Source organism: Streptomyces sp. NPDC006691 (genome assembly GCF_042869955.1).
Classification (GTDB): Bacteria; Actinomycetota; Actinomycetes; order Streptomycetales; family Streptomycetaceae; genus Streptomyces.
In genome coordinates this window covers 227,382-248,037 of sequence record NZ_JBIAGW010000012.1, presented here as the reverse complement: position 1 = coordinate 248,037, position 20,656 = coordinate 227,382, and the positions used below count along the sequence as shown (strand labels likewise).

The window sequence follows — 20,656 nt, the reverse complement described above, 5'->3', positions numbered from 1 at the left end:
CCGGGTGCCACCTCCCCATGGCCGCCCGAGGCGCGGACCGACGCTGCCCCCACCTGCCCAGGGAGCCGTCATGACCGCACCACCGAGCCGCCGAGCGACCGCCGCGCCGCCGACCGGGCGCCGCCGGGCCTCGGCCGGCCTGTTCGCCGCCGGGGCTCTGCTCGCCGGGGCGATCCTGCCCGTCGCCTTCCAGGGCACCGCGCACGCCGCCACTGCCAACGGCGGCGACGTGATCGCCAACCTCTTCGAGTGGAACTGGAAGTCGGTCGGCCAGGAGTGCACATCCGTCCTCGGCCCCAAGGGGTACGGAGCGGTCCAAGTGGCTCCGCCCGGAGACTCGATCCGCCTCTCCGACGGCACCCACCCGTGGTGGGACGTCTACCAGCCGGTGGGCTACGACCTGAACAGCCGGATGGGCACGGAAGGGCAGTTCGCCGCCATGGTGACGGCCTGCCACAACGCGGGCGTGAAGGTGTACGCGGACGCGGTGATCAACCACACCGCGGGCGCCAACCAGACCAGTACCGACTCCTACGGCGGCGCGAGCTTCAACCCCGGGGCCTACACGTACGGCAGCATCGGCTACGACCGCTCCAGCTTCCACGACTACCCCGCGAACTGCCCCAACGCCGGGAACGTCATCAACGACTGGAACAGCGCCCAGCAGGTCCAGGAGTGCCAGCTGGTCTCGCTCTCGGACCTGTACACCGAGAAGGACGACGTCCGCTCGAAGATCGCCGGATATCTCAACAAGCTGGTGGGGTACGGCGTCGACGGCTTCCGCGTGGACGCGGCCAAGCACATCGCGCAGGCGGACATGGCCGCGATCCTCGCGAAGGTAGGGGACACCCGCTGGGGCGGGCGGCCGTACGTGTACCAGGAGGTCATACCCGGCGGCAGCGGACAGCTCGCCCCCAGCGCCTTCGAGGGCAACGGCAGCGTCCTGGAGTTCACCTACGCCCACAAGCTCAAGGACCAGTTCAACGGCAACATCGCCAACTTGAGGACGTTCGGCCAGAGTTGGGGGTTCGAGCCCAGCGACAAGTCGGCGGTCATGGTGACCAACCACGACCTGGAGCGCGACGGCAGCACGCTCACCTACAAGGACGGCTCCCAGTACACCCTGGCCCACATCTTCGAACTCGCCTGGGGCTACGGCACCCCGCAGGTCTATTCGGGGTTCCGGTTCAACAACAGCGACGACTCCCCGCCCGCCGACGCGAGCGGTTACGTCAGCGAAACCGACTGCTCCGCCGGCGCCTGGAACTGCGCGGACCGCGACCAGGGCATCGCCAACATGGTGGGATGGCACAACGCCGCCAAGGGGCAGGGCGTGGCCAACTGGTGGGACAACGGCGGCAACGCCATCGCCTTCAGCCGGGGCAACGCGGCGTGGGTCGCCATCAACAACGGTGGCGGCGCGGTCACCCAGACCTTCACCACCGGGCTCGCGGCCGGCACGTACTGCGATGTCATCCACGGCACACCGGCCACGGGGGGCAACTGCACGGGACCCGCGGTGACGGTCGACTCCTCGGGCCGGGCCACGGTCACGGTCAACGCGGGTGACGCGGTCGCCCTGTACGCGGCCGGCGCCACCTGCGGCGCCGCCTGCCCGACGTCCTCACCCACGCCGACGCCCACTGCCGCCGGCACCGTGAGCGAGACCTTCCACGAGACGAAGACGACCGCGTGGGGACAGAACGTGTACGTGGCCGGCTCCATCCCGGCGCTCGGCAACTGGGACCCGAACGCCGCCGTCGCCCTCTCCTCGGCCTCCTACCCCGTGTGGTCGGCCACCGTGAACACCCCCGCCAACACCCGCTTCGAGTACAAGTACATCGTCAAGGACGGCTCGGGGAACGTCACTTGGGAGTCCGGAGCCAACCGGGTGCACACCGCGCCCGCCTCAGGTGCGGAGACCCTGAACGACACCTGGAAGTAGCGGGAGCTCCGGGAGCGGGACGGCGGGGACGCCTGCCCGGTACGGCATGAAGCAAGGAGGTCCGAAGCGACGCGAAGCCGGGCGGGTGCGGGGCCGAGCGGCCGCGGACCCGCCCGCTCGCCGGGCGGCTCGGGTCCGGCAGGGGCGGCGCGATGATTTCCACCCGCTCGGGCGGTCGTTAAGGGGGGAGAGCGAAAGGAGATCCGCCATGCCGACACACGGATCCGCCCAGCACCCCACCACCCTGCTCGACGCCCGCTACAGCTCCGCGCTCAACCCCAGGCCCGGCGCCGCGCGGGCCGAAGCCACCGCGTGGGCCGAGGCGCAGCGCAAGCTGGCACGGGCCGAGATCTTCTGGGTGTCCACGGTGCGGCCCGACGGCCGGCTGCACGTCACACCCGTGATCGCCGCCTGGCACGACGGGGTGCTGTACTTCTCCACCGGTCCGGACGAGCAGAAGGCGAAGAACCTCGCTCATGACGACCACTGCGCCCTCACCACCGGGGCGAACGCGCTCACCGAGGGACTCGACCTGATCGTCGAGGGCAGGGCGCGGGCAGTCACCGAACCAGCGCTCCTGGAGCAGGTGATCGACGCCTATGAGACGAAATACGGTGCACACATCACCGCACCCGAGGGCACCTTCCACGGGATCGGGGACGCGTTCCGCAGGGGGGACGTGCGGGTGTTCGCGGTCGCCCCGGACACGGCGTACGGCTTCGGCCGGGACGGCGGGGCCTTCACGCACACCCGGTGGTCCTTCTGAACCGGTGACGGTGGGTCGGCCCCTCGGGGCCGTCCGACTCCGGCGCGCGGGGAACGCACCCCGCGGTTCACCGAATAGGGCGAGCCGACCGACCGCCTGCTCTCCCCTTCCGTGTCCGTGCGGGGCGGTACGGCGAACTCGGCATCACCATCCTCGCCTTCCGTGGCCCCTTGGGCGGGAGGCATCCGGCGAGCTTCGCGTGCCGGAACGGGCGGTGGCCGGGACCCTCGGCCGAGGGGCGGCCGCAGCACGGGGCCATGGCGTGGACACCTGGAGCAACTGACATCAGGCAACGGCTCGTTCGAGCCCGGCACGACCTGGTGCCGTGGCCGGGGGCGGAGTTGTGTATCGTCGGCTGACTCGAAGTTCGAAGATCACGGGGGAACCATGTTCAAGTCCTCGGCCCGAGGCGCGGCCGTCGTTGCCGTAGTGCTGGCCGCGCTCTGTGTGTCCTGCGGTACGTCGGCGAAGTCCGGCACACCGGCCGCGAGAGGGGCCGACGCGACAGCGAGTCGGCCTGCGGCGTCGTCGCCGGCACCGGACGGCTCGGGGTCCGGCAGCGCTGCCGCCGTGCCCGCGGCAGCGCCCAGCGCGCCGGCCACACCAGGAGTGGAGAAGGTCCGCGACGCCTTCGCCGGGCTTCAAGCGACGCTGTATGACTCGTGTACCCCCGGCAACTGTGCCTACTTCCTCGGGCGGGTCTACGACGAACTCCACGGCTTGGACAGGGCCATGAAGGCGGACCCGAAGGGACCGGGGCACTTTCCCGAGCCGATCGCCCTGATCAAGAAGCTCGACGAGCAACTCGGCGGCGATCGATCCTTCGGCAACCTCAAGAGCCACCAGACTCTGCTGATCGGCACGCGTGACAAGATCAACACATGGATGCAGGGCCACCCGGAGGACTACCGCTGAGAGCGCGGCTGATGCGCCGAGCCGCCCCGGTCGACTCCGTCCGCCCGGGGTTCCGGCAGTGGACGCGCCCATCCGGCCAGGGTTCCGGCGGTGCGGGCGCCCGGCCGGCGGTGGGCCGCCGTTGACGGCCCACCGCTCTGGGCACGTGGCGGCTCAGTCCGTGTGACCGGCGCGGTGGGCCCGGACGATGTCCGCGTACCGGTGGCCGCTGGCCTTGATCGTGCGGGCCTGTGTGGCGTAGTCGACGTGCACGAGGCCGAAGCGCTTGTCGTAGCCGTAGGCCCACTCGAAGTTGTCCAGGAGCGACCAGGCGAAGTACCCCGCGAGCGGGGCGCCCTTGCGGGCCGCCGACGCACAGGCGGACAGGTGGCGTTCCAGGTAGTCCACCCGCTCCCGGTCGTCGATGCTGCCGTCGGGGCGCAGGACGTCCGGGAAGGACGAGCCGTTCTCCGTGACGTAGATCTTCCGCGCGCCGTAGTCCTCGGTCAGCCGCAGCAGCAGGGACTCGATGCCGTCGGCCTCGATCTCCCAGTCCATTCCGGTGCGGGGCACGTCGTCACGGCGGACGGAACGGCCGTACGGGACCGGGCCGCCCGGGTCGTCGGCGACGTACGCCGGGAAGTAGTAGTTGAGGCCGAGCCAGTCCAGCGGAGCCGCGATGGTCGCCAAGTCGCCGTTCTTTTCGGGGAGTTCGACTCCGTACAGCTCACGCATGTCGGCGGGGAAGCCGCGGCCGTGGACGGGGTCGAGCCACCAGCGGTTGACGTGGCCGTCCACGCGCCGGGCGGCGGCCAGATCCTCGGTGCGGTCGGTGGCCGGGTGGACGGGGGAGAGGTTGTTGACGATGCCGATCCCGGCGCCCGGGGCCGCGGCCCGGATGGCCTGGGTGGCCAGGCCGTGGCCGAGGAGCAGGTGGTAGGAGGCGCGGACGGCCGCGGTGAGATCGGTGAGGCCGGGGGCCATCCTGCCCTCCAGGTGGCCGATCCAGGCCGAGCACAGGGGCTCGTTGAGGGTGGCCCAGTGCGACACCCGGTCGCCCAGGCGTTCCGCGACGACCGAGGCGTACGCGGCGAAGTGCTCGGCGGTCTCGCGCTCGGGCCAGCCGCCCCGGTCCTGGAGGATCTGCGGGAGGTCCCAGTGGTAGAGGGTGACGGAGGGCGTGATCCCCGCCGCGAGGAGCGCGTCGATCAGGCGGTCGTAGAAGTCGAGGCCCCGGGCGTTGACCGGCCCCTCGCCGCCCGGTACCACCCGCGGCCACGCGACCGACAACCGGTAGGCGCCGACGCCGAGTCGCTTCATCAGGGCCACGTCCTCGGGCCAGCGGTGGTAGTGGTCGCAGGCGATGTCCCCGTGGTCGTCGTTGTCGATCTTGCCGGGGGTGTGCGAGAAGGTGTCCCAGATGGACGGTGAGCGGCCGTCCTCGGCGACGGCACCCTCGATCTGGTACGCGGAGGTGGCCGTGCCCCACAGGAAGTCGTGCGGAAGGGCGGCGAAGTCGATCGGTGCGGACACGGAAGTCCCTTTCGGAAGGCGGGAGTTGGTCACTTGACGGCGCCCGCCGTCAGCCCGGCGACGAGATAGCGCTGGAGCAGCAGGAACCCGACGACCACGGGGACGCTCACGACGAGGGATGCGGCCATGATCTGGTTCCAGTACACGTCGTTGAGCGTGGAGTAGCCCTGGAGGCCCACGGCGAGGGTGCGGGTGTCGTCGTTGGTCATGACCGAGGCGAAGAGCACCTCGCCCCAGGCCGTCATGAAGGCGTAGACGGCCACCGCGACGATGCCCGGCATCGCGGCCGGCACCACGACGCGGAACAGTGCGCCGAGTGGGCCGCAGCCGTCCACCAGGGCCGCTTCGTCCAGGTCGCGCGGCACCGAGTCGAAGTAGCCGATCAGCATCCAGATGGAGAACGGCAGCGAGAACGTGAGGTACGTCAGGATCAGCCCGCCGCGCGAGCCGAACAGGGCGATACCGGTGGCGTTGCCGATGTTCACGTAGATCAGGAACAGCGGCAGCAGGAACAGGATGCCCGGGAACATCTGGGTGGACAGCACGGTGACCGTGAAGACGCGCTTGCCGCGGAAGGAGTAGCGGCTGACCGCGTACGCCGCGAACACCGCGATCACGACCGAGCAGACCGTCGCGGTGCCCGCCACGATCAGCGAGTTGACGAAGTAGTGCGCCAGCGGGACGGTCGACCAGATGTCGACGTACGGGCGGATCGTCAGACCGCTGGGCAGCCAGCGGAACTTCCCGGAGACGTCCTGGAGCGGCTTGAGCGAGCTGGACACCATGACGTACACCGGCAGCAGCACGAAGCCGGTGAGCAGGGCGAGGAAGACACGCCGTGACCACAGGAAGGAACGCGGCGGCGCCATCGGTGAGGGCGCGGGCCGGCGGGACGTCCGGGCGGCGTCGGTGGTGCTAGACATCGGCCGTCTTCCTTCCTCGGGAGGTCAGCAGCAGATAGCCGCCCGTCACGATCAGCAGGAAGAGCAGCAGCAGTACGGACATCGCGGAGCCGGTGCCGAAGTTCCAGGTGACGAACGACGACTGGTAGATGTGGATGGAGATCAGGTCCGCCGCCGCGGGCGCCGACTTGCCGAACAGGACGTACGGCGTGTTGAAGTCGTTGAACGTCCACAGGAACAGCACCAGGACGAGCACCTGGTTGACCGGGCGCAGCGAGGGCAGCGTGATCCGGCGGATCTGTTGCAGCATGCCCGCCCCGTCGAGCGCGGCGGCCTCGTAGAGCTCCCTCGGGATGTTCTGGAGGCCGGCCATCACGATGAGGAAGGCGAACGGCCAGCCCTTCCACACCGAGACGATCAGCAGGGCGTAGAAGCTGTTGTCGCCGATCAGCCAGAAGGAGGGCTTGTCGGTGAGATGCAGCTGGTCGTGCAGGACGTGGTTCACCAAGCCGTTGTCGTGCTGGAACATGAACGCCCAGGTGATGACCGCCGCGTAGACGGGCAGCGCGTACGGCACCAGGAAGATGGTCCGCAGCACGCCCCGGCCGCGGAAGTTGTCCTGGAGGTAGAGCGCGGCCGTGGTGCCGATCAGCCAGCACAGGCTGACCGAGAGGACCGTGAAGACCACGGTGACGAGGAACGAGTGCAGCAGCGCCTCGCCGACGGCACCGTGGAAGTCCACCGCCAGACGGTAGTTGCCGGTGCCGGACCAGGGAGCGCTGCCCCAGTCGCGGATGTAGAACTGGGTGAGCTCCTTGAAGCTCATCGCGACGCCGATGACCATCGGCACCAGGTGGACGAGGAGTTCCAGGAGCAGGGCCGGGAGCAGGAGCAGGTAGGGCAGTCCGATGCGCCTGATCCGCCCGGGGCGGCGCGGGCCGCGCGCCGCCCCGGGGGAGTGCTCGGGCACCGACCGCGTGCCTGCGGGAGGGGCCGTGGTCGTCATGAGGGTGTCGGTCCTCACTTCGCGGGCATCTGCTGCTGGGCCTTTTGCAGCTTGGCCTTCACCGACTCCGTGGTCACCGCGCGACCGGCCGCCGCGTCGGCGAACAGGTCCTTCACCGCGGTGCCGACGGCGGTCTCGAACTGCGACTCGTCGGGCACCTGCGGCAGCGCCTGTGCGCTGCTCGCCAGGGTCTGCCGCAGGACCGCCGTGGCCTGGGAGTTGAACGCCGGGTCCGACTGCGCCGACTTGACCGGCGGGATGGATCCGTAGGCGGTGTTGAGGAGCTTCTGCTCCTCGTCACTGGTCATGAACTTCACGAACTGGGCCGCGCCGTCGAGGTTGTGGGTGTTCTTGAAGACGGCCATGTTGATGCCGGCGACCATCGAGTTGGTCTGCGCTCCGGTCCCGGGCGCTCCGGACTGCACGGGGGCCGCGGTCACGCCCCAGTCGGAGTCCTTCATCCCCAGCGACTTGAAGGTGGCCGAGGCGGTCTGCCACAGCACCATGCCGGTCTTGCCCTTGGCGAAGTCGCTCAGGGACTGGTTCTGGGCGTATTCGGCGTTGCTCTGGTTGACGATCTTGTCCTTGGCCATCAGATCGACGTACTGCTTGACCGCCGCGACCGCGCCGTCACTGGTGAAGCTGGGCTTGCCGTCCGCGGTGAAGAACTCGGCGCCGTGCTGCTTGGCGAGGACGAAGACCTGGTGGATGTTGTTCGACAGGTTGGAGCCTTCGGCGCCGAGCCCGTTCTTGCCGGTGGCCTCGATCTTCTTGCCGGCGGCGACCAGCTCGTCCCAGGTGGCCGGGGGCTTGGTGATGCCCGCGTCCGCGAAGGCCTGCTTGTTGTAGTAGAGCGCGTACGACATCGAGTACAGCGGCACCGCGGCCGGGTCCTTGCCCGGAACTCCGGTGGAGCCGAGCGCCGAGTCGACGAACCGGTCCCTGCCGCCGATCTTGGAGAAGTTGGCGGCGTCCCAGGGCAGCAGTGCGCCGGTCGCCTGCAAGGAAGCGCTCCAGGTGTTGCCGATGTTCATCACGTCCGGGCCCTGGCCCGACGTGGTGGCGGTCAGGATCCGGTTGAGCAGATCCGCCCAGGGCACGACCTCCAGCTTCACCTTGATGCCCGTCTGCTTCTCGAACTTGTCGAGCTCGGGCCGGAGGACCTTCTCGTCCACCGAGATGCTGGCGCCCTGGTTGGAGGCCCAGTAGGTGAGCGTCTTGGGCGAGTCGTTGGAACCGCCTCCGGAGGCGGAGCCACCGCCGCAGGCCGTGGCCGCGAGGGCGAGTGACAGGGTGGCGGCGCCTATGGCCGCGGCTCTGATGGTGCGCATGGCCCCTGGTGTCCCTTCCCGGGAGTCGAAAACCGTGAGGTCGCCTTCGGAGACACCGGAACGGCGGCGTTCGACTCCTGAAGGTCCGCATGGCTTAATTTAAGACGTGAGTTAAGCGGCGCCGGAAGTGAGGCGTCAAGATGTAAAGCAGGGTGTCTCATCCAACGAACTCGCCGGACGAGGTGCCCAAGTCGGCTTCTGTGGTTGCTGTACGGCCTGTCACCTGCGACGGCGCCATCGGACAACACTTTGCAACGGTTGTATCTCGGTGGGGTGTTGGGCCCGGAGTCGAGGTGGATGGGTTCAGGGTTCGCCCGCTGCGACGCGAAGTGGCACGACACACCTGCGTCTCTGCTGATACACCGTCAAGTCCAAGGAAGCGGGGGTGGATTGGTGTCGGTGAGGCTGTCACCGCGGCGGCGGAGGGGAGGCGCCCGACGTGGCGGCCGGCCCTGTTACGCCGTCTCGCGGATGACCAGTTCGGGGTCGAAGACCACGGACGTCGCCTCCGTGCGCTCGCCACGGATGTGCTGGTCGAGGAGTCGGGCCATCTCCGCCGCCATCCGCTCGACCGGCTGACGGATCGTGGTCAGCGGAGGACGGCAGGACAGGGCGATGCCGGAGTCGTCGAACCCGATCACCGCCACGTCGTCGGGCACCCGCCGCCCCCGCTCCCGCAGGAGCTGGCAGACACCCTGGGCCATCAGGTCGTTGGCCGCGAACACGCCGTCCACGTCCGGGTGTTCGGCAAGGAGACGGGTCATGGCGGCGATGCCGCTGTCCAGGGTGAAGCCGCCCTCGGCGACCGGCACATAGGGATGGCCGTCCCGCGCCATCGTGTCGCGGAACCCGGCGAGCCGCTCCTGACTGGCGGGGACGGCCAAGGGGCCGGCCACGGTCGCCGGGCGTCGGCACCCTCGCTCCAGGAGCCGCCGGGCGGCGAGCCGTCCGCCGTCGCGGTGGTCCAGGTCCACATAGCTCAGCGGCACCGCCGGTGTGGGACGCGCGAACAGGACGGTCGGCAGGTGCGCCGCCGCGAGCAGGGTGGGCAGGGGGTCGTCGGGGTGTGTCGAGACGACCAGGGCGCCGTCGGCGCGGCCCTGCCGCAGATAGGTGAGCACCTCGTGCCGGTCGTCGGCCGACTCGGCGAACATCAGGACCGGGTGCATCGAGCGCGGCCGCAGGAAGCCGACCACCCCCGCGACCACCCGGCCGAAGAACGGGTCGGCGAAGACCCGGGCGGCGAAGGCCTCCTGGCTCTCCTCGGGGCCGCCGCCCGCGCCGGACACCACCAGGGCGATGGTCTCGGCGCGCCGGGTCACCAGGGACCGGGCCGCGCGGTTGGGTGCGTAACCGGTGCGCTCGATCGCCCGCTGTACCTGTTCCTGGATCGCCGGGTCCACATTGCGGACGCCGTTGACGACCCGGGACACGGTCGCCCGCGAGACGCCCGCCTCGCGGGCGACGTCCTCAAGGGTGGGGGCCTGCCTGCTCATGCCCGCACCCTAACGGCATGCCGGGGACACCGTATAGAGCGCTCTCCCTCCTCCCGGGAGGACGCCGGGCCGGTCTTCCCGGGCGGGTGCGAGCAGGCTCAGCCGGCTGCCCGCAGTTCCCCTTCCAGGGACAGCGGTACGTCCCCCGCCGAGCGGCCCGCGAGCACCCGGAAGGGCCCCGCCTCGGTGCGCCAGCGGCCCGCGCGCTCGTCCCAGTACCGCAGTGCCTTCGCCGGGACGTGCACGACCGCCGTCACCGTCTGCCCGGCGCGGGCGTGCACGGCCGCATAGCCCGCGAACCACCGTCGTGGGTACTCCACCGCGGCGCCGGGGCGGGCCAGATACACCTGCACCACCTCGCGGCCCGCGCGGGGACCGGTGTTGCGCACCCGGACGCGCACCGCGAAGGACTGGCCCGGCGCGAGCTCCGACGGTCCGCTCAGCTCCTCGTAGTCCCAGGACGTGAACCCCAGGCCGTGTCCGAACCAGTAGGCCGGTGTCCGGCCCGCCCGCAGCCAGCCCCGGTGTCCGATGTGCAGGCCCTCGGTGTAGTCGAGGCGCCCGTCGGACGGGGAGGTGTCGGTGACGGGGGCGTCGGCGAGCGTGGCCGGCCAGGTGGTGGGAAGGCGCCCGCCCGGTTCCATAAGCCCGAACACCACGTCGGCGAGGGCCGCACCGCCCTCCTGGCCGGGAAACCAGGACAGGAGCAGTGCCCCGACCTCGTTCCGCCAGGGCAGCTCCACCGGCCCGCCGCTGTTGACGATCACCACCGTGCGGGGATTGGCCGCCGCCACCGCGCGGACCAGGGCGTCCTGATCGGACCCGAGCCGCAGATGAACGCGGTCGCTGCCCTCGCACTCGTCGTCCTCGCTCGTGCCGACGACCACGATCGCCACGTCCGAGGTGCGGGCCGCCCGTGCGGCGGCGTCGAGCGCGGCGTCCGTGTCGGGGACGGGCGGGGCGGCACCGACGATCACCGCCCGACCGGTGTCCGGGGCGAGTTCGCGTCGTGCGACCAGCAGGGGCAGGGTGCCCGCCCTGAGCTCGGCCGTGACGGTCCGGACCGGAGGCATGACATGGATGAGGGCCGGGTCGTCGGTCTCCCGGGGGAAGTCGCCGTGCAGGAGTTCGCGGTCGTCCAGGCGCAGGCTCATCCGGCCGAACCCGGCGATGCCGAACGTCCAGGCCCCCGTCTCGTGCGGACGCAGCCGGGCCCTGATCTCCACCGTGTGCGCACCCGGCGGCAGGGCTGGCTCCAACTGCCGTGCGCAGGAACGGAGTTCGGCGGACAGCTCGATGCCGTCGGCGTCCAGGATCCGCAACAGGACCCCGGGCGCCCCGGAGTCCGGATCGGTGCACAGGGTCCCGTCCAGCGGGGGCGGTGGGCCGCCGAGGCCGGGACCCGGCACATGCACCACGTCCGCCCGGCCGCGCAGTCGCCCGCGCATGCCGTCCAGGAGGCTGACCTCCCCCTGGGGGAACACCCCTGCGCTGCCGCCCCCCTGGGTGCGGGTGCGTGCGGCGCGGGCTCCGATGACGGCCACCGTCGCCAGGCGTTCGGCGTCCAGCGGCAGGACGTCCCGGTTGGCCAGCAGGACCGTACCGGCGGCCGCCGCCCGGCGCACCAGGGCCCGCACCGCCGCCGGGCGCGGACGAGGTCGGCTCACGGGCCGGCTCGTCTGGTCCAACGCACCCAGCCAGGAGGCCAGTTGAAGCAGATGACGTACCTTGGTGTCCACGGCCCGCTGGGGGACCTCGCCCCGCTCCACCGCTCGCAGCAGCGAGTCCCCCCACGCCCCCTCGGGGCCCGGCATCACCAGATCGAGGCCGGCGCGCGCGGTCTCGCAGGTGGCGCGGACCGCCCCCCAGTCCGAGACGACCAGGCCGTCGAAGCCCCACTCGGTCCGGAGCGGCGCGGTGAGCAGCGAACTCGCCGTTGTGGTGGTCCCGTTGACCGCGTTGTACCCCGCCATGACGACCCGCACTCCGGCCGCCACCGCCGCCTCGAACGGCGCGAGGTACACTTCCCTGAGCGCCCGTTCGCCGACCCGGACGTCCACGGTCAGCCGGTCCGTCTCGGAGTCGTTGGCCACGTAGTGCTTGGCCGCGGCGGCCACCCCCTGTGACTGGACGCCGCGTATCAGGGCGGCCCCCATGCGGCCGGTCAGCTCGGGGTCCTCCGAGAGGCACTCGAAATGCCGGCCGCCGAGGGGGCTTCGATGCAGATTGAGGTTGGGCGCGAGGACCACGTGCACGCCCTTGCGCCGCGCCTCCAGGGCGAGGAGCGAGCCGAGCCGCTCGACCAGCGGCTCGTCCCAGGTGGCGGCCAGGGCGGTGGCCGAGGGCAGAAGCACGGCGGTGTGCCGCTCGTCCCACGACGGGCCGCGCACCCCCGCCGGGCCGTCCGACATCACCCACGGCCGCAGCTCGACGGCCGGCTCCGCCGCCGTGCGCCAGGTGTCCGCGCCGGTGAGCAGCCTGACCTTCGCCTCCGGTGTGAGCTTGTCGAGCAGCCGGTCGAGCTCGTCCTCGTCCATCATCCCGTCTTCCCTCGTCGCCCGTCCCCGCACCCGTAAGTGACGGGACGTCAGTTGTAGATGCCGAACTCGTACAGCGAGTAGCCGTAACCGGTCCCGCGCGCCGTGCCGTTGACGCGTACGTAGCGGCCGGTGCCCTGGAGGTCGAAGTCGTCCACCCCGCCGTTGCCGTCGGTCACCGTGCGCAGGGTCGTCCAGTTCTGGCCGTCGTCGGACGTCTGGATGGTGTAGGCCTTGGCGTACGAGGCCTCCCACAGCAACTGCACGTGCTTGAACGACGTGCGGGTGCCGAGGTCGACCTGGAGCCACTGCGGATCACTCCAGTCGCTGGCCCAGCGGGTGGTGTTGTTGCCGTCCACCGCGTTCGCCGCCGTGCACGGGCAGTCGCCGTAGCTCGCCTGGAACGACGAGGCGGTGGCGGGCTTGCCGCGGGCGATGTTCGTGCCGTTCACCACGGGTGGCACGACCTTGACGGAGCGGGTCTCGACGCCGACGTTGCCATGGCCGTCGGTGGCCTTGACGTAGACCTTCCAGACTCCCGGCCGGTCCGGCGCGGTGAACTTCAGCCTGCCGCCGCCCAGGTTGGTGAACGGCAGGGACACCAACTGCTTGCTCGCGTCGATGTAGTTGCTGTTGTCCAGCACCTCATAGGTGATCGGATCGCCGTTGGGGTCGGTGGCCCGGACGTTCAGCGTGACATCCCGCCCGGCCTGCACACTGCCCGCGCCGCCCTCGACATCGAGCGCGGAGATGACCGGGGGAGTGTTGTCGTGCGAGGTGTCCGCGCCGTAGGCACGCTTCACCGCGTAGTACGACAGCCGCTTCTGGCCGGCGGGCAGCAGATTGAACCAGATGCCCCCGAAGTCGTACTCCGTGCCGTAATGGAACATCGTCGCACCCAGGGCGACACCCTTGTGCCCCGTGACGCAGCCCCACGCCTTGGTGTAACCGTCGGCCTTGGCCTGGTCGGTGGGCTCCTGCGGCACCCCGTTGGCGTCGTTGGGCACCTCCCACTCGCCGGCGGGTCCGGTCTCCGTGACGATGTAGGGCTTGTTGTAACCGCCCTGCTCCCAGGCCGACCTGACGTCACACACGGCGTTGTAGGAGTTGACCGCGTACAGGTCGAGATCCGGCGCGTTCTTCTTGAAGTACGGCCACGCTCCCACCCAGGCGTCGGTCGAGGTCACCGGGTGGTTGGGGTCGATGCCGTGGATCTTCTTGGTGATGTCATTGACGAGCGTGGTGTAGGCGTTGCGCTGCTGCTCCAGCTCGGTGCCGCTGTAGCAGTTCTGGAGACCCAGCACGGACTCGTTGCCGACGTCCCACATCAGGACCCCGGGGTTGTCCTTGTAGGTCTGCACCCACTTCGGGAACTCGTCGAGCACCTGGTTCTTGTACGCCGTGTCGGTCAGGTAGTTGACACAGCCGCCCGACCCGGGACCGCCGCCCGGCTGGAGCCAGAACCCGGCGATGACCTTGATGCCGTGCGCAGCGGCCGAGTCGAAGAGGGGCTTGCTTGAGGCGTCGGTGCCCCAGGTGCGGATGGTGTTGATGCCCATGGACTGGAGGTCGGGCAGGTACTTGTCGGCATCCGCGACGGAGGGGCCCCAGGTCAGGCCCTTGATCTGGTACGGGTGTCCGTCCACGGACAGCTGCCAGTTGCCCTGGGCGCCGGTCACCTTGACGACGCTTCCGGCGGCGTGCGCGGTCGTCGCGGGAAGGGCGGCGAGGGCGCCGACGGTCAGGACTCCTGCGGCCAGGGGGGCCAGCAGTCGGCTTGGGCGGGTGCGGGGCGGTCGGCTCATTGCGGGTCCTCTTCGTATGTGGGGGCGGGTGGTGGCCGGCCCGGCCGCGGCGGGACGACGGGGCGGCCGGGCCGGCGTATGGGGAGGGCGAACCGTCCTACGGGAGGCGGTAGTTCGCGTCCAGGGCCGCGCCCGCCTCCGGGTGGGTCTGGTCGTAGCCGCGCGCGTCGCACTGCAGACCGCCGACGACGCAGTGGTCCACGAGCGCCTTGAGCGTGGCGTCGTCCCAGGCGTTGAAGAAGTCGTAGTGGAACGAGTAGCCCGGTCCGCTCGCGAGCTTCGCCTGGGAGAGGTCGCCGTTGACCGGGAAGGCCATCTTGAACTCGATCATCGGCAGGGCGACCGGGTGGTCGGCCGGGCAGACATTGTCGTTGGTGCCGGGCTTGACCACGGGGTAGGCCATGTGGCTCTTGTGGTCGGGGGTGTCCAGGTACTTCCCGTCCCAGCAACTGGGCGCCTGGAAGCGGATGTTGAGCTGGACGTCGGCCCGGTTCGGGCAGGTGGCCGGGAAGTTGACGTTGAAGTAGCTGTCACCGCACTCCCAGCCCTCCACGAAGCCCGGGTGGTTGCGGAACTCGTCGGCGGTCTGCATGGGGCTGCCGACCACGAAGCGGAGCCCCTTGGGGAAGGGCCGGACGCTGGTGTAGTCGGTGACGCCGGCCTTGTAGTAGATGGTCTGGGGGCCCACGGGCAGGATCTTCTGGGCGCCATTGAACAGGGAGGGCATCCAGTAGCCCGACTTGTCGCCGGGCGCCTTGCAGGTCGTGGAACCCGCGTCCAGCGAGGCGGTGGTGCTGTTGGCGTTGGTCGTGGTGTTGCCCATGAAGGTGTGGTCATGGGACTTGCCCGGCTGCTGCGGATAGACGATCGGGTCGTCCGGAGCGGTATGGGTCACCGAACAGTTCGCCTGGAACTCGTGGAAGTAGCGGTGCGGCGGATCCTGCGTGGACGGCGATACGCCGGTGACCGGCGGGTTCGCCGGAATGTAGCCGTCGCCGTCCGGGTCGTCGGGCGAGCCGGCGGTGGACGCGGGCATGCCCGCCATCCCCGCCATGCCGCTCATGTCATGCCCCTGCTGTGCGGCAGCGGCCGACGAGGCGGCAGAGGAACCGCCCGCGGGTGCGTCGACACTCGCGGCGACGCCGCCGAGGCCGAGCGTGGTCAGCAGGACCGCGCCCGCGACCAGCGTGCCGGAAAGGAGCTTCGATCTCCGTGGCATGGAGACCTCCTGAAGGTGGGGGATGGGGAGGCAGAGCGGGCCACCGGCTGCGCGAGTTCACCGGCCGGTCGCCGGGAGAGCGCTCTCCCGTCCTGGAGTCTCGGGGCGCCTGAGTGAGGGTGTCAAGGGATGCGACCGGAGAAAGGAGAGCGGGCCGCGCTCTGGCAGACGAACCCAACGGCCAAGGCGACAGAGCGGGTTGAGCATCATCTGGCGAATCGTCAGGTGGCTGTGGGTAGGGTGACGACCTATGAACGCGAGCCCGGGGGATTTCTGCCGCAACCCTTGACGTTGCCTTCGGCGAGATGAAGCATTCCCCGGCGAGAGAGCGCTCCCCCGCCCCCCTTCGTTCACCTCTTGAACCAGGAGAGTCGCCCCATGCCCCCAGTTCCGCCCGACTCCAGCGACCCCCGCCCGTCCACGGTCACCCGCCGCACCGTGCTCGGCGCCGTCGCCGCGACGGCCGCCTCGGCTCCCCTGCTCACGGGCCTCGCCGCACCCGCGTCGGCGGCTCCCGCGGCCGTTCGGCCGCGCGCCCTGCCCGGCGGGGGAGACCTCGGCCCCAACGTGCTGATCTTCGACCCGGGCACCTCCGGCATCCAGGCGAAGCTCGACCAGATCTTCCACCAGCAGGAGTCGGCCCAGTTCGGCACCGGCCGCTACGCCCTGCTCTTCAAGCCCGGCACCTACAACGGCCTCAACGCCCAGATCGGCTTCTACACCTCGATCGCCGGACTCGGGCTCTCACCGGACGACACCACCATCAACGGGGACGTCACGGTCGACGCCGGCTGGGCCAACGGCAACGCCACCCAGAACTTCTGGCGCTCCGCGGAGAACCTCGCACTCGTCCCGGTCAGCGGCACCGACCGCTGGGCCGTCGCCCAGGCCGCGCCGTTCCGCCGGATGCATGTGCGCGGCGGCCTCAACCTCGCGCCGTCCGGCTACGGCTGGGCCAGCGGCGGCTACATCGCCGACAGCCGCGTCGACGGGCAGGTCGGACCGTACTCGCAGCAGCAGTGGTACACCCGTGACAGCGTGATCGGGGGCTGGGTCAACGCCGTGTGGAACATGGTGTTCTCCGGCGTCCAGGGCGCCCCCGCGCAGAGCTTCCCGAACCCGCCGTACACCACGCTCGACACCACTCCGGTCTCGCGCGAGAAGCCCTTCCTCTATCTCAACGGCAGCGAGTACCGGGTCTTCCTGCCGGAGAAGCGCACCAACGCGCGCGGGGTCACCTGGGGGAACGGCACACCCAGGGGCACCTCGCTGTCCCTCTCCCAGTTCTACGTGGCCAAGCCCGGCGTAAGTGCCGCCACCCTCAACCAGGCCCTCGCGCAAGGTCTCCATCTGCTGCTGACCCCGGGCATCTACCACGTGGACCGGCCCATCCAGGTCGACCGCGCCAACACCGTCGTGCTGGGCCTCGGTTACGCGACCCTCGTGCCGGACAACGGAGTGACCGCACTGCGCGTCGCCGATGTGGACGGTGTGCGCCTCGCCGGATTCCTCATCGACGCCGGGCCGGTCAACTCCGCCACCCTCCTTGAGGTCGGCCCCAGTGGCGCCTCGCGCGACCACTCGGCCAACCCCACCACCGTGCAGGACGTGTTCGTACGCATCGGCGGGGCCGGCGCGGGCAAGGCCACCACCAGCATGGTCATCAACAACCGCAACACCATCGTCGACCACACCTGGGTGTGGCGCGCCGACCACGGCACAGGGGTGGGCTGGGACACCAACCGCGCGGACTACGGGGTCGTCGTCAACGGCGACGACGTGCTGTGCACCGGTCTGTTCGTGGAGCACTTCAACAAGTACGACGTGCAGTGGCTGGGCCAGCGCGGCCGCACCATCTTCTTCCAGAACGAGAAGGCCTACGACGCGCCGAACCAGGCCGCGGTCCAGGACGGCAACGTCAAGGGCTACGCCGCCTACAAGGTGGGTGACAACGTCACCGCACACGAGGCCTGGGGGCTGGGGAGCTACTGCAACTACACCGCCGACACCGGCATAGTGCAGCACCACGGCTTCGCCGCTCCGAACACCGCGGGGGTGAAGTTCCACGGCGTGCTCGTGGTGTCGCTCGGGGGCAACGGGCAGTACGAACACGTCATCAACGAAGCCGGTGCGCCGACGTCGGGCACCTCGACGACGCCGTCCACGGTGGTGTCGTACCCCTGAGCCGGGGCGAACCGGTTCCCTCCCCGGCGCGGGGGAGGGGCCGGTGCGGCCGGCGTGAGCCCCTCGGCCGGGGCCCCTTGGGCAGGCGCCGTGGGTCCGGGGCCCGGCGAGCAATGCCGGCAACTCGTCAACTTCCCGCCCCCGGCATTCAGGTGGGAGCTGACCGGGATCGGCCCCAGAGCGACCTCGGCCGGTCGAGAAACCGCTTTCCCCGAGGACACGGTACGACGATCATGAGGTGGAGCCGTTGTGTCGTCGGAGAGGAACCGCTGCCATGCCCGTACCAGCCGACCCGAGGGTCCTGCACCCGATGCCCGGGCAGCCCAGGGTGGTGCTGCTCAAGCCGCTCGTGAAGTCGCCGCTGATCGAGGTCGGTGAGTACTCCTACTACGACGACCCGGATGACGCGACCGCCTTCGAGACGCGCAACGTGCTGTACCACTACGGGCCGGAGAAGCTGATCATCGGCAGGTTCTGTGCGCTTGGCACCGGAGTGCGGTTCCTCATGAACGGGGCCAACCACCGGATGGACGGGCCTTCTACGTTCCCCTTTCCCACCATGGGCGGCTCGTGGTCCGAGCACTTCGACCTGCTCACCGGCCTGCCCAACCGCGGGGACACCGTCGTCGGCCACGACGTCTGGTTCGGGTACGGCGTCACCGTGATGCCCGGCGTGCGCATCGGACACGGTGCCGTCATCGCCGCCGGTTCCGTGGTCACCTCCGACGTGCCCGACTACGGCATCGTCGGCGGCAACCCGGCCCGGCTCATCCGCACCCGCTACAGCGATCCGGACGTGGCCCGGCTGCTGGCCGTCGCGTGGTGGGACTGGCCGGCGGAGCACATCACCGGACACCTACGGGAGATCATGGCGGGCGGCATCGACGATCTGGAGGCCGCCGCCCCGCATGCCCCCAAGGGGTAGTCGGGGCTCAGTGCCGGAGGCTCACGGTCATGCGGATGTCGTCCGCCGCCCACAGCACGAAGCGCTCGATCGGGACCACTTCGTGCCCCGGCTCCGGCGCGAACCGGAAGCGTTTGAGGAGAACGGCGAGCACCAACTGGGCCTCGACCGTCGCCAGTTGCGCTCCCTCGCAGCCGCGAGGTCCGAACCCGAAGGGGATGTGGGCGAGCCTCGGCCGTCGGGCCACCTCGTCCGGGGTGAACCGTTCGGGCCGGAACCGCTCGGGATCGGGCCAGTAACGCGGGTTCATGTGGACCGCCCAGAACGGATAGAAGACCGTGGCCCCGGCCGGAATCGCGTAGCCGCCCACGGTGATGGCCTCCGTCGTCTCCCGGGCGCCGTAGGGCCCGGGCGGAAAGAGCCGCATCGACTCCTTGAGCACCCTGTCCAGCTGGGTGAGGCGTCGCAGATCGGCGTACTCGGGCACCGTGCGCTCGCCCAGCACCTGCTCCAGTTCGTCGGCGACCTGTTCCGCCACCTCCGGGTGGGCGCCCAGCAGATGCAGTGTCCAGGAGACCGCGACGCCGGTCGTGTGGTGAGCGGCGAGCAGGGTCGCCATGACGGTGTCGCGGATCCGCGCGGGCCGCTCGCCCGCCGCGACGAGCGCCCCGATGAGATCGCTCCGGTCCGTGCCGCCGGCCGTTCCGCGGTCCGTCTCGTGTGCGGCGACGATCCGGTCGACCGTCGTGCGCAGCAGGGCCAGGGCCTCCTCGGTGCGCTGGTCGCGTTCCTCCTCGCGCTCCGGGGACGGCACCTCGTAGAGCCGCCCCAGATACTCGGTGAGGACCACCTCGAACGCGGCGACGACGGCGTCGGCGTCCGTGTCCTCGCCGCCGAGCGCGTACGCACAGATCATGTGCAGGGTCAGTGCGGTGAGGTCCCTCTGGAGGGCGACGGGCTCCCGGCCGGGGCCGGCACAGCCTGCGGCCCAGCGGTCCGCGAGCGCCGTCGCCAGCTCCGTGAACCGCGCGAAGTGCCGCTCGTGCGAGGGGCGCCCGGCCAGGACCGACAGGAGCAGACGCCGCCAGGGGGTGTGTTCCTCGACGGGCAGTACCTGAATGTTCCCCGCCTCGAACAACGGGGTCAGGAACGCGAAGAGCCGCTCCGGCCGCTTGTCGAGGTGTGCGGTGGCCTCAAGGAGTACGGGATCCGCGATCGAGACGGCCGTCTCCGTGCCCGGGAGCTGGAACCGCACGACGGGACCGTAGGTGGCGTGCAGCAGTCGCTGGTAGTGATGCAGGCCGCCCGCTGCCGCGATGGCGCCCGCCCCACCGTCCGTACGGGGCTCTGGACCGGGGATCCGCATGGCCGCTCCTCCTGGCTCGAATCGCGGGACGGCCCGCCGGGCCGCCGCCACCGTGCTGGGTGAGACAGCCAACGGGAAGAGGTCACCCGGCACAAGGGCGCCGTGAGCCGTGTCTCACCTGACCGGTGCCGCTTGTCTATGCAACGAGTTGCATAGAAGGATTCGGGTATGGCGCTTGAGCACGCGATTCTCGTCTCGCTGTTGGAGAAGCCGGGCTCCGGTTATGAGTTGGCCCGGCGCTTCGACCGTTCCATCGGTTACTTCTGGGCCGCTACCCACCAGCAGATCTACCGCATCCTCAAACGCATGGAGGGCGACGGCTGGATCGACGCCCGCGAGGTGGCGCAGCACAGCCGGCCGGACAAGAAGGAGTACTCCGTCTCCGGCCCCGGCCGGGCCGCCCTCTCGCGCTGGCTGCACGAGCCGATCGAACCCGAGAGTGTCCGGCACGAGCTCGCCGTGAAGATCCGCGGCGCGGCCTTCGACGACCCCGCGGCGCTGCTCCGCGAGGTCGAGCGACACCGCGGCGCCCACGCGGACCGCCTCGCCCACTACCTCGCCGGAGAACTGCGCGACTTCACCGGGCCGGGGGCCCCCGCGCCCGACCCGGGCCGCGAACTCCAGCACGTCGTGCTGCGCGGCGGCATCGCCTACGAACGGATGACGCTCGACTGGCTCGACGACGTGATCGCCACCCTCCGTCGCCTCGGCGCCGAGCGCTGATCCGACGACATCCGAACGGGCGCCCCGCTCGGGCCGCACCCTCGG

General features: G+C 70.4%; 15 protein-coding genes. 6 read left to right on the top strand and 9 right to left on the bottom strand.

Annotated elements, in window-relative coordinates; genetic code table 11:
- The first annotated feature begins 70 nt into the window (after window positions 1-70).
- The 3 genes from ACFYNP_RS25625 to ACFYNP_RS25615 all read left to right on the top strand — a co-directional run bounded on the left by ACFYNP_RS25625 (window position 71) and on the right by ACFYNP_RS25615 (window position 3,626).
- Window positions 71-1,945 carry a carbohydrate-binding module family 20 domain-containing protein gene (locus ACFYNP_RS25625; RefSeq protein ID WP_388788546.1) on the top strand — a complete coding sequence of 625 codons (1,875 nt, stop codon included), beginning with the start codon at window positions 71-73 and terminating at the stop codon, window positions 1,943-1,945.
- 208 nt (window positions 1,946-2,153) lie between these two features.
- Window positions 2,154-2,711, top strand: a complete 558-nt coding sequence (locus tag ACFYNP_RS25620; protein WP_388788543.1) for a pyridoxamine 5'-phosphate oxidase family protein — start codon at window positions 2,154-2,156, stop codon at window positions 2,709-2,711.
- Between the two features lie 609 nt (window positions 2,712-3,320).
- Window positions 3,321-3,626 (top strand): hypothetical protein, encoded by a 306-nt coding sequence (locus tag ACFYNP_RS25615; RefSeq protein ID WP_388788541.1) that lies wholly within the window; start codon window positions 3,321-3,323, stop codon window positions 3,624-3,626.
- A 153-nt stretch (window positions 3,627-3,779) separates the two neighbouring features.
- Here the strand turns inward: ACFYNP_RS25615 and ACFYNP_RS25610 are convergent, their stop codons facing one another.
- From ACFYNP_RS25610 to ACFYNP_RS25575, 8 genes are all read right to left on the bottom strand, one after another.
- Window positions 3,780-5,138, bottom strand: a complete 1,359-nt coding sequence (locus tag ACFYNP_RS25610) for a GH1 family beta-glucosidase (protein WP_388788539.1) — start codon at window positions 5,136-5,138, stop codon at window positions 3,780-3,782.
- 29 nt (window positions 5,139-5,167) lie between these two features.
- The gene (locus ACFYNP_RS25605; RefSeq protein WP_388788536.1) at window positions 5,168-6,061 is read right to left on the bottom strand and encodes a carbohydrate ABC transporter permease; all 894 of its coding nucleotides are present in this window, start codon (window positions 6,059-6,061) and stop codon (window positions 5,168-5,170) included.
- On the bottom strand, window positions 6,054-7,046 hold the full coding sequence (locus ACFYNP_RS25600; protein ID WP_388788533.1) for a carbohydrate ABC transporter permease: 993 nt from the start codon (window positions 7,044-7,046) through the stop codon (window positions 6,054-6,056). Before ACFYNP_RS25600 ends, ACFYNP_RS25605 begins: the two co-directional genes overlap by 8 nt.
- A 14-nt stretch (window positions 7,047-7,060) precedes the next feature.
- Complete coding sequence (locus ACFYNP_RS25595) at window positions 7,061-8,377, bottom strand: ABC transporter substrate-binding protein (RefSeq protein WP_388409112.1); 1,317 nt, start codon at window positions 8,375-8,377, stop codon at window positions 7,061-7,063.
- 455 nt (window positions 8,378-8,832) lie between these two features.
- A complete protein-coding gene (locus ACFYNP_RS25590; RefSeq protein WP_388788530.1) occupies window positions 8,833-9,873 on the bottom strand; it encodes a LacI family DNA-binding transcriptional regulator in 1,041 nt (346 codons plus the stop codon).
- Between the two features lie 98 nt (window positions 9,874-9,971).
- The gene (locus ACFYNP_RS25585) at window positions 9,972-12,413 is read right to left on the bottom strand and encodes a glycoside hydrolase family 3 C-terminal domain-containing protein (protein WP_388788528.1); all 2,442 of its coding nucleotides are present in this window, start codon (window positions 12,411-12,413) and stop codon (window positions 9,972-9,974) included.
- A 47-nt stretch (window positions 12,414-12,460) separates the two neighbouring features.
- Window positions 12,461-14,215: a discoidin domain-containing protein gene (locus tag ACFYNP_RS25580; protein ID WP_388788526.1), complete on the bottom strand. Its 1,755-nt coding sequence runs from the start codon at window positions 14,213-14,215 to the stop codon at window positions 12,461-12,463.
- Window positions 14,216-14,312: 97 nt separating this feature from the next.
- The gene (locus tag ACFYNP_RS25575) at window positions 14,313-15,434 is read right to left on the bottom strand and encodes a DUF1996 domain-containing protein (RefSeq protein ID WP_388788523.1); all 1,122 of its coding nucleotides are present in this window, start codon (window positions 15,432-15,434) and stop codon (window positions 14,313-14,315) included.
- Between the two features lie 378 nt (window positions 15,435-15,812).
- Between ACFYNP_RS25575 and ACFYNP_RS25570 the strand changes: the two genes are divergently transcribed.
- Together ACFYNP_RS25570 and ACFYNP_RS25565 are read left to right on the top strand one after the other, a co-directional pair.
- Window positions 15,813-17,618, top strand: a complete 1,806-nt coding sequence (locus tag ACFYNP_RS25570) for a coagulation factor 5/8 type domain-containing protein (RefSeq protein ID WP_388788520.1) — start codon at window positions 15,813-15,815, stop codon at window positions 17,616-17,618.
- A 274-nt stretch (window positions 17,619-17,892) separates the two neighbouring features.
- The gene (locus tag ACFYNP_RS25565) at window positions 17,893-18,543 is read left to right on the top strand and encodes a CatB-related O-acetyltransferase (protein WP_388788517.1); all 651 of its coding nucleotides are present in this window, start codon (window positions 17,893-17,895) and stop codon (window positions 18,541-18,543) included.
- 7 nt (window positions 18,544-18,550) lie between these two features.
- On the opposite strand, the gene ACFYNP_RS25560 is transcribed toward ACFYNP_RS25565, so the two are convergent.
- Entirely contained in the window at window positions 18,551-19,888 is a 1,338-nt protein-coding gene (locus tag ACFYNP_RS25560) for a cytochrome P450 (protein ID WP_388788514.1), read from the bottom strand.
- Between the two features lie 168 nt (window positions 19,889-20,056).
- Between ACFYNP_RS25560 and ACFYNP_RS25555 the strand changes: the two genes are divergently transcribed.
- Complete coding sequence (locus ACFYNP_RS25555) at window positions 20,057-20,611, top strand: PadR family transcriptional regulator (protein WP_388409092.1); 555 nt, start codon at window positions 20,057-20,059, stop codon at window positions 20,609-20,611.
- The last annotated feature ends 45 nt before the right edge of the window (window positions 20,612-20,656 follow it).

Excerpts from the sequence above, each read along its gene's own strand:
- ACFYNP_RS25560 (WP_388788514.1), bottom strand. The coding sequence starts at position 19,888 with ATGCGGATCCCCGGTCCAGAGCCCCGTACGGACGGTGGGGCGGGCGCC.
- ACFYNP_RS25585 (WP_388788528.1), bottom strand. The coding sequence starts at position 12,413 with ATGATGGACGAGGACGAGCTCGACCGGCTGCTCGACAAGCTCACACCG.
- ACFYNP_RS25570 (WP_388788520.1), top strand. The coding sequence starts at position 15,813 with ATGCCCCCAGTTCCGCCCGACTCCAGCGACCCCCGCCCGTCCACGGTC.
- ACFYNP_RS25575 (WP_388788523.1), bottom strand. The coding sequence starts at position 15,434 with ATGCCACGGAGATCGAAGCTCCTTTCCGGCACGCTGGTCGCGGGCGCG.
- ACFYNP_RS25590 (WP_388788530.1), bottom strand. The coding sequence starts at position 9,873 with ATGAGCAGGCAGGCCCCCACCCTTGAGGACGTCGCCCGCGAGGCGGGC.
- ACFYNP_RS25595 (WP_388409112.1), bottom strand. The coding sequence starts at position 8,377 with ATGCGCACCATCAGAGCCGCGGCCATAGGCGCCGCCACCCTGTCACTC.
- ACFYNP_RS25565 (WP_388788517.1), top strand. The coding sequence starts at position 17,893 with ATGCCCGTACCAGCCGACCCGAGGGTCCTGCACCCGATGCCCGGGCAG.
- ACFYNP_RS25625 (WP_388788546.1), top strand. The coding sequence starts at position 71 with ATGACCGCACCACCGAGCCGCCGAGCGACCGCCGCGCCGCCGACCGGG.
- ACFYNP_RS25580 (WP_388788526.1), bottom strand. The coding sequence starts at position 14,215 with ATGAGCCGACCGCCCCGCACCCGCCCAAGCCGACTGCTGGCCCCCCTG.
- ACFYNP_RS25605 (WP_388788536.1), bottom strand. The coding sequence starts at position 6,061 with ATGTCTAGCACCACCGACGCCGCCCGGACGTCCCGCCGGCCCGCGCCC.
- ACFYNP_RS25620 (WP_388788543.1), top strand. The coding sequence starts at position 2,154 with ATGCCGACACACGGATCCGCCCAGCACCCCACCACCCTGCTCGACGCC.
- ACFYNP_RS25600 (WP_388788533.1), bottom strand. The coding sequence starts at position 7,046 with ATGACGACCACGGCCCCTCCCGCAGGCACGCGGTCGGTGCCCGAGCAC.
- ACFYNP_RS25555 (WP_388409092.1), top strand. The coding sequence starts at position 20,057 with ATGGCGCTTGAGCACGCGATTCTCGTCTCGCTGTTGGAGAAGCCGGGC.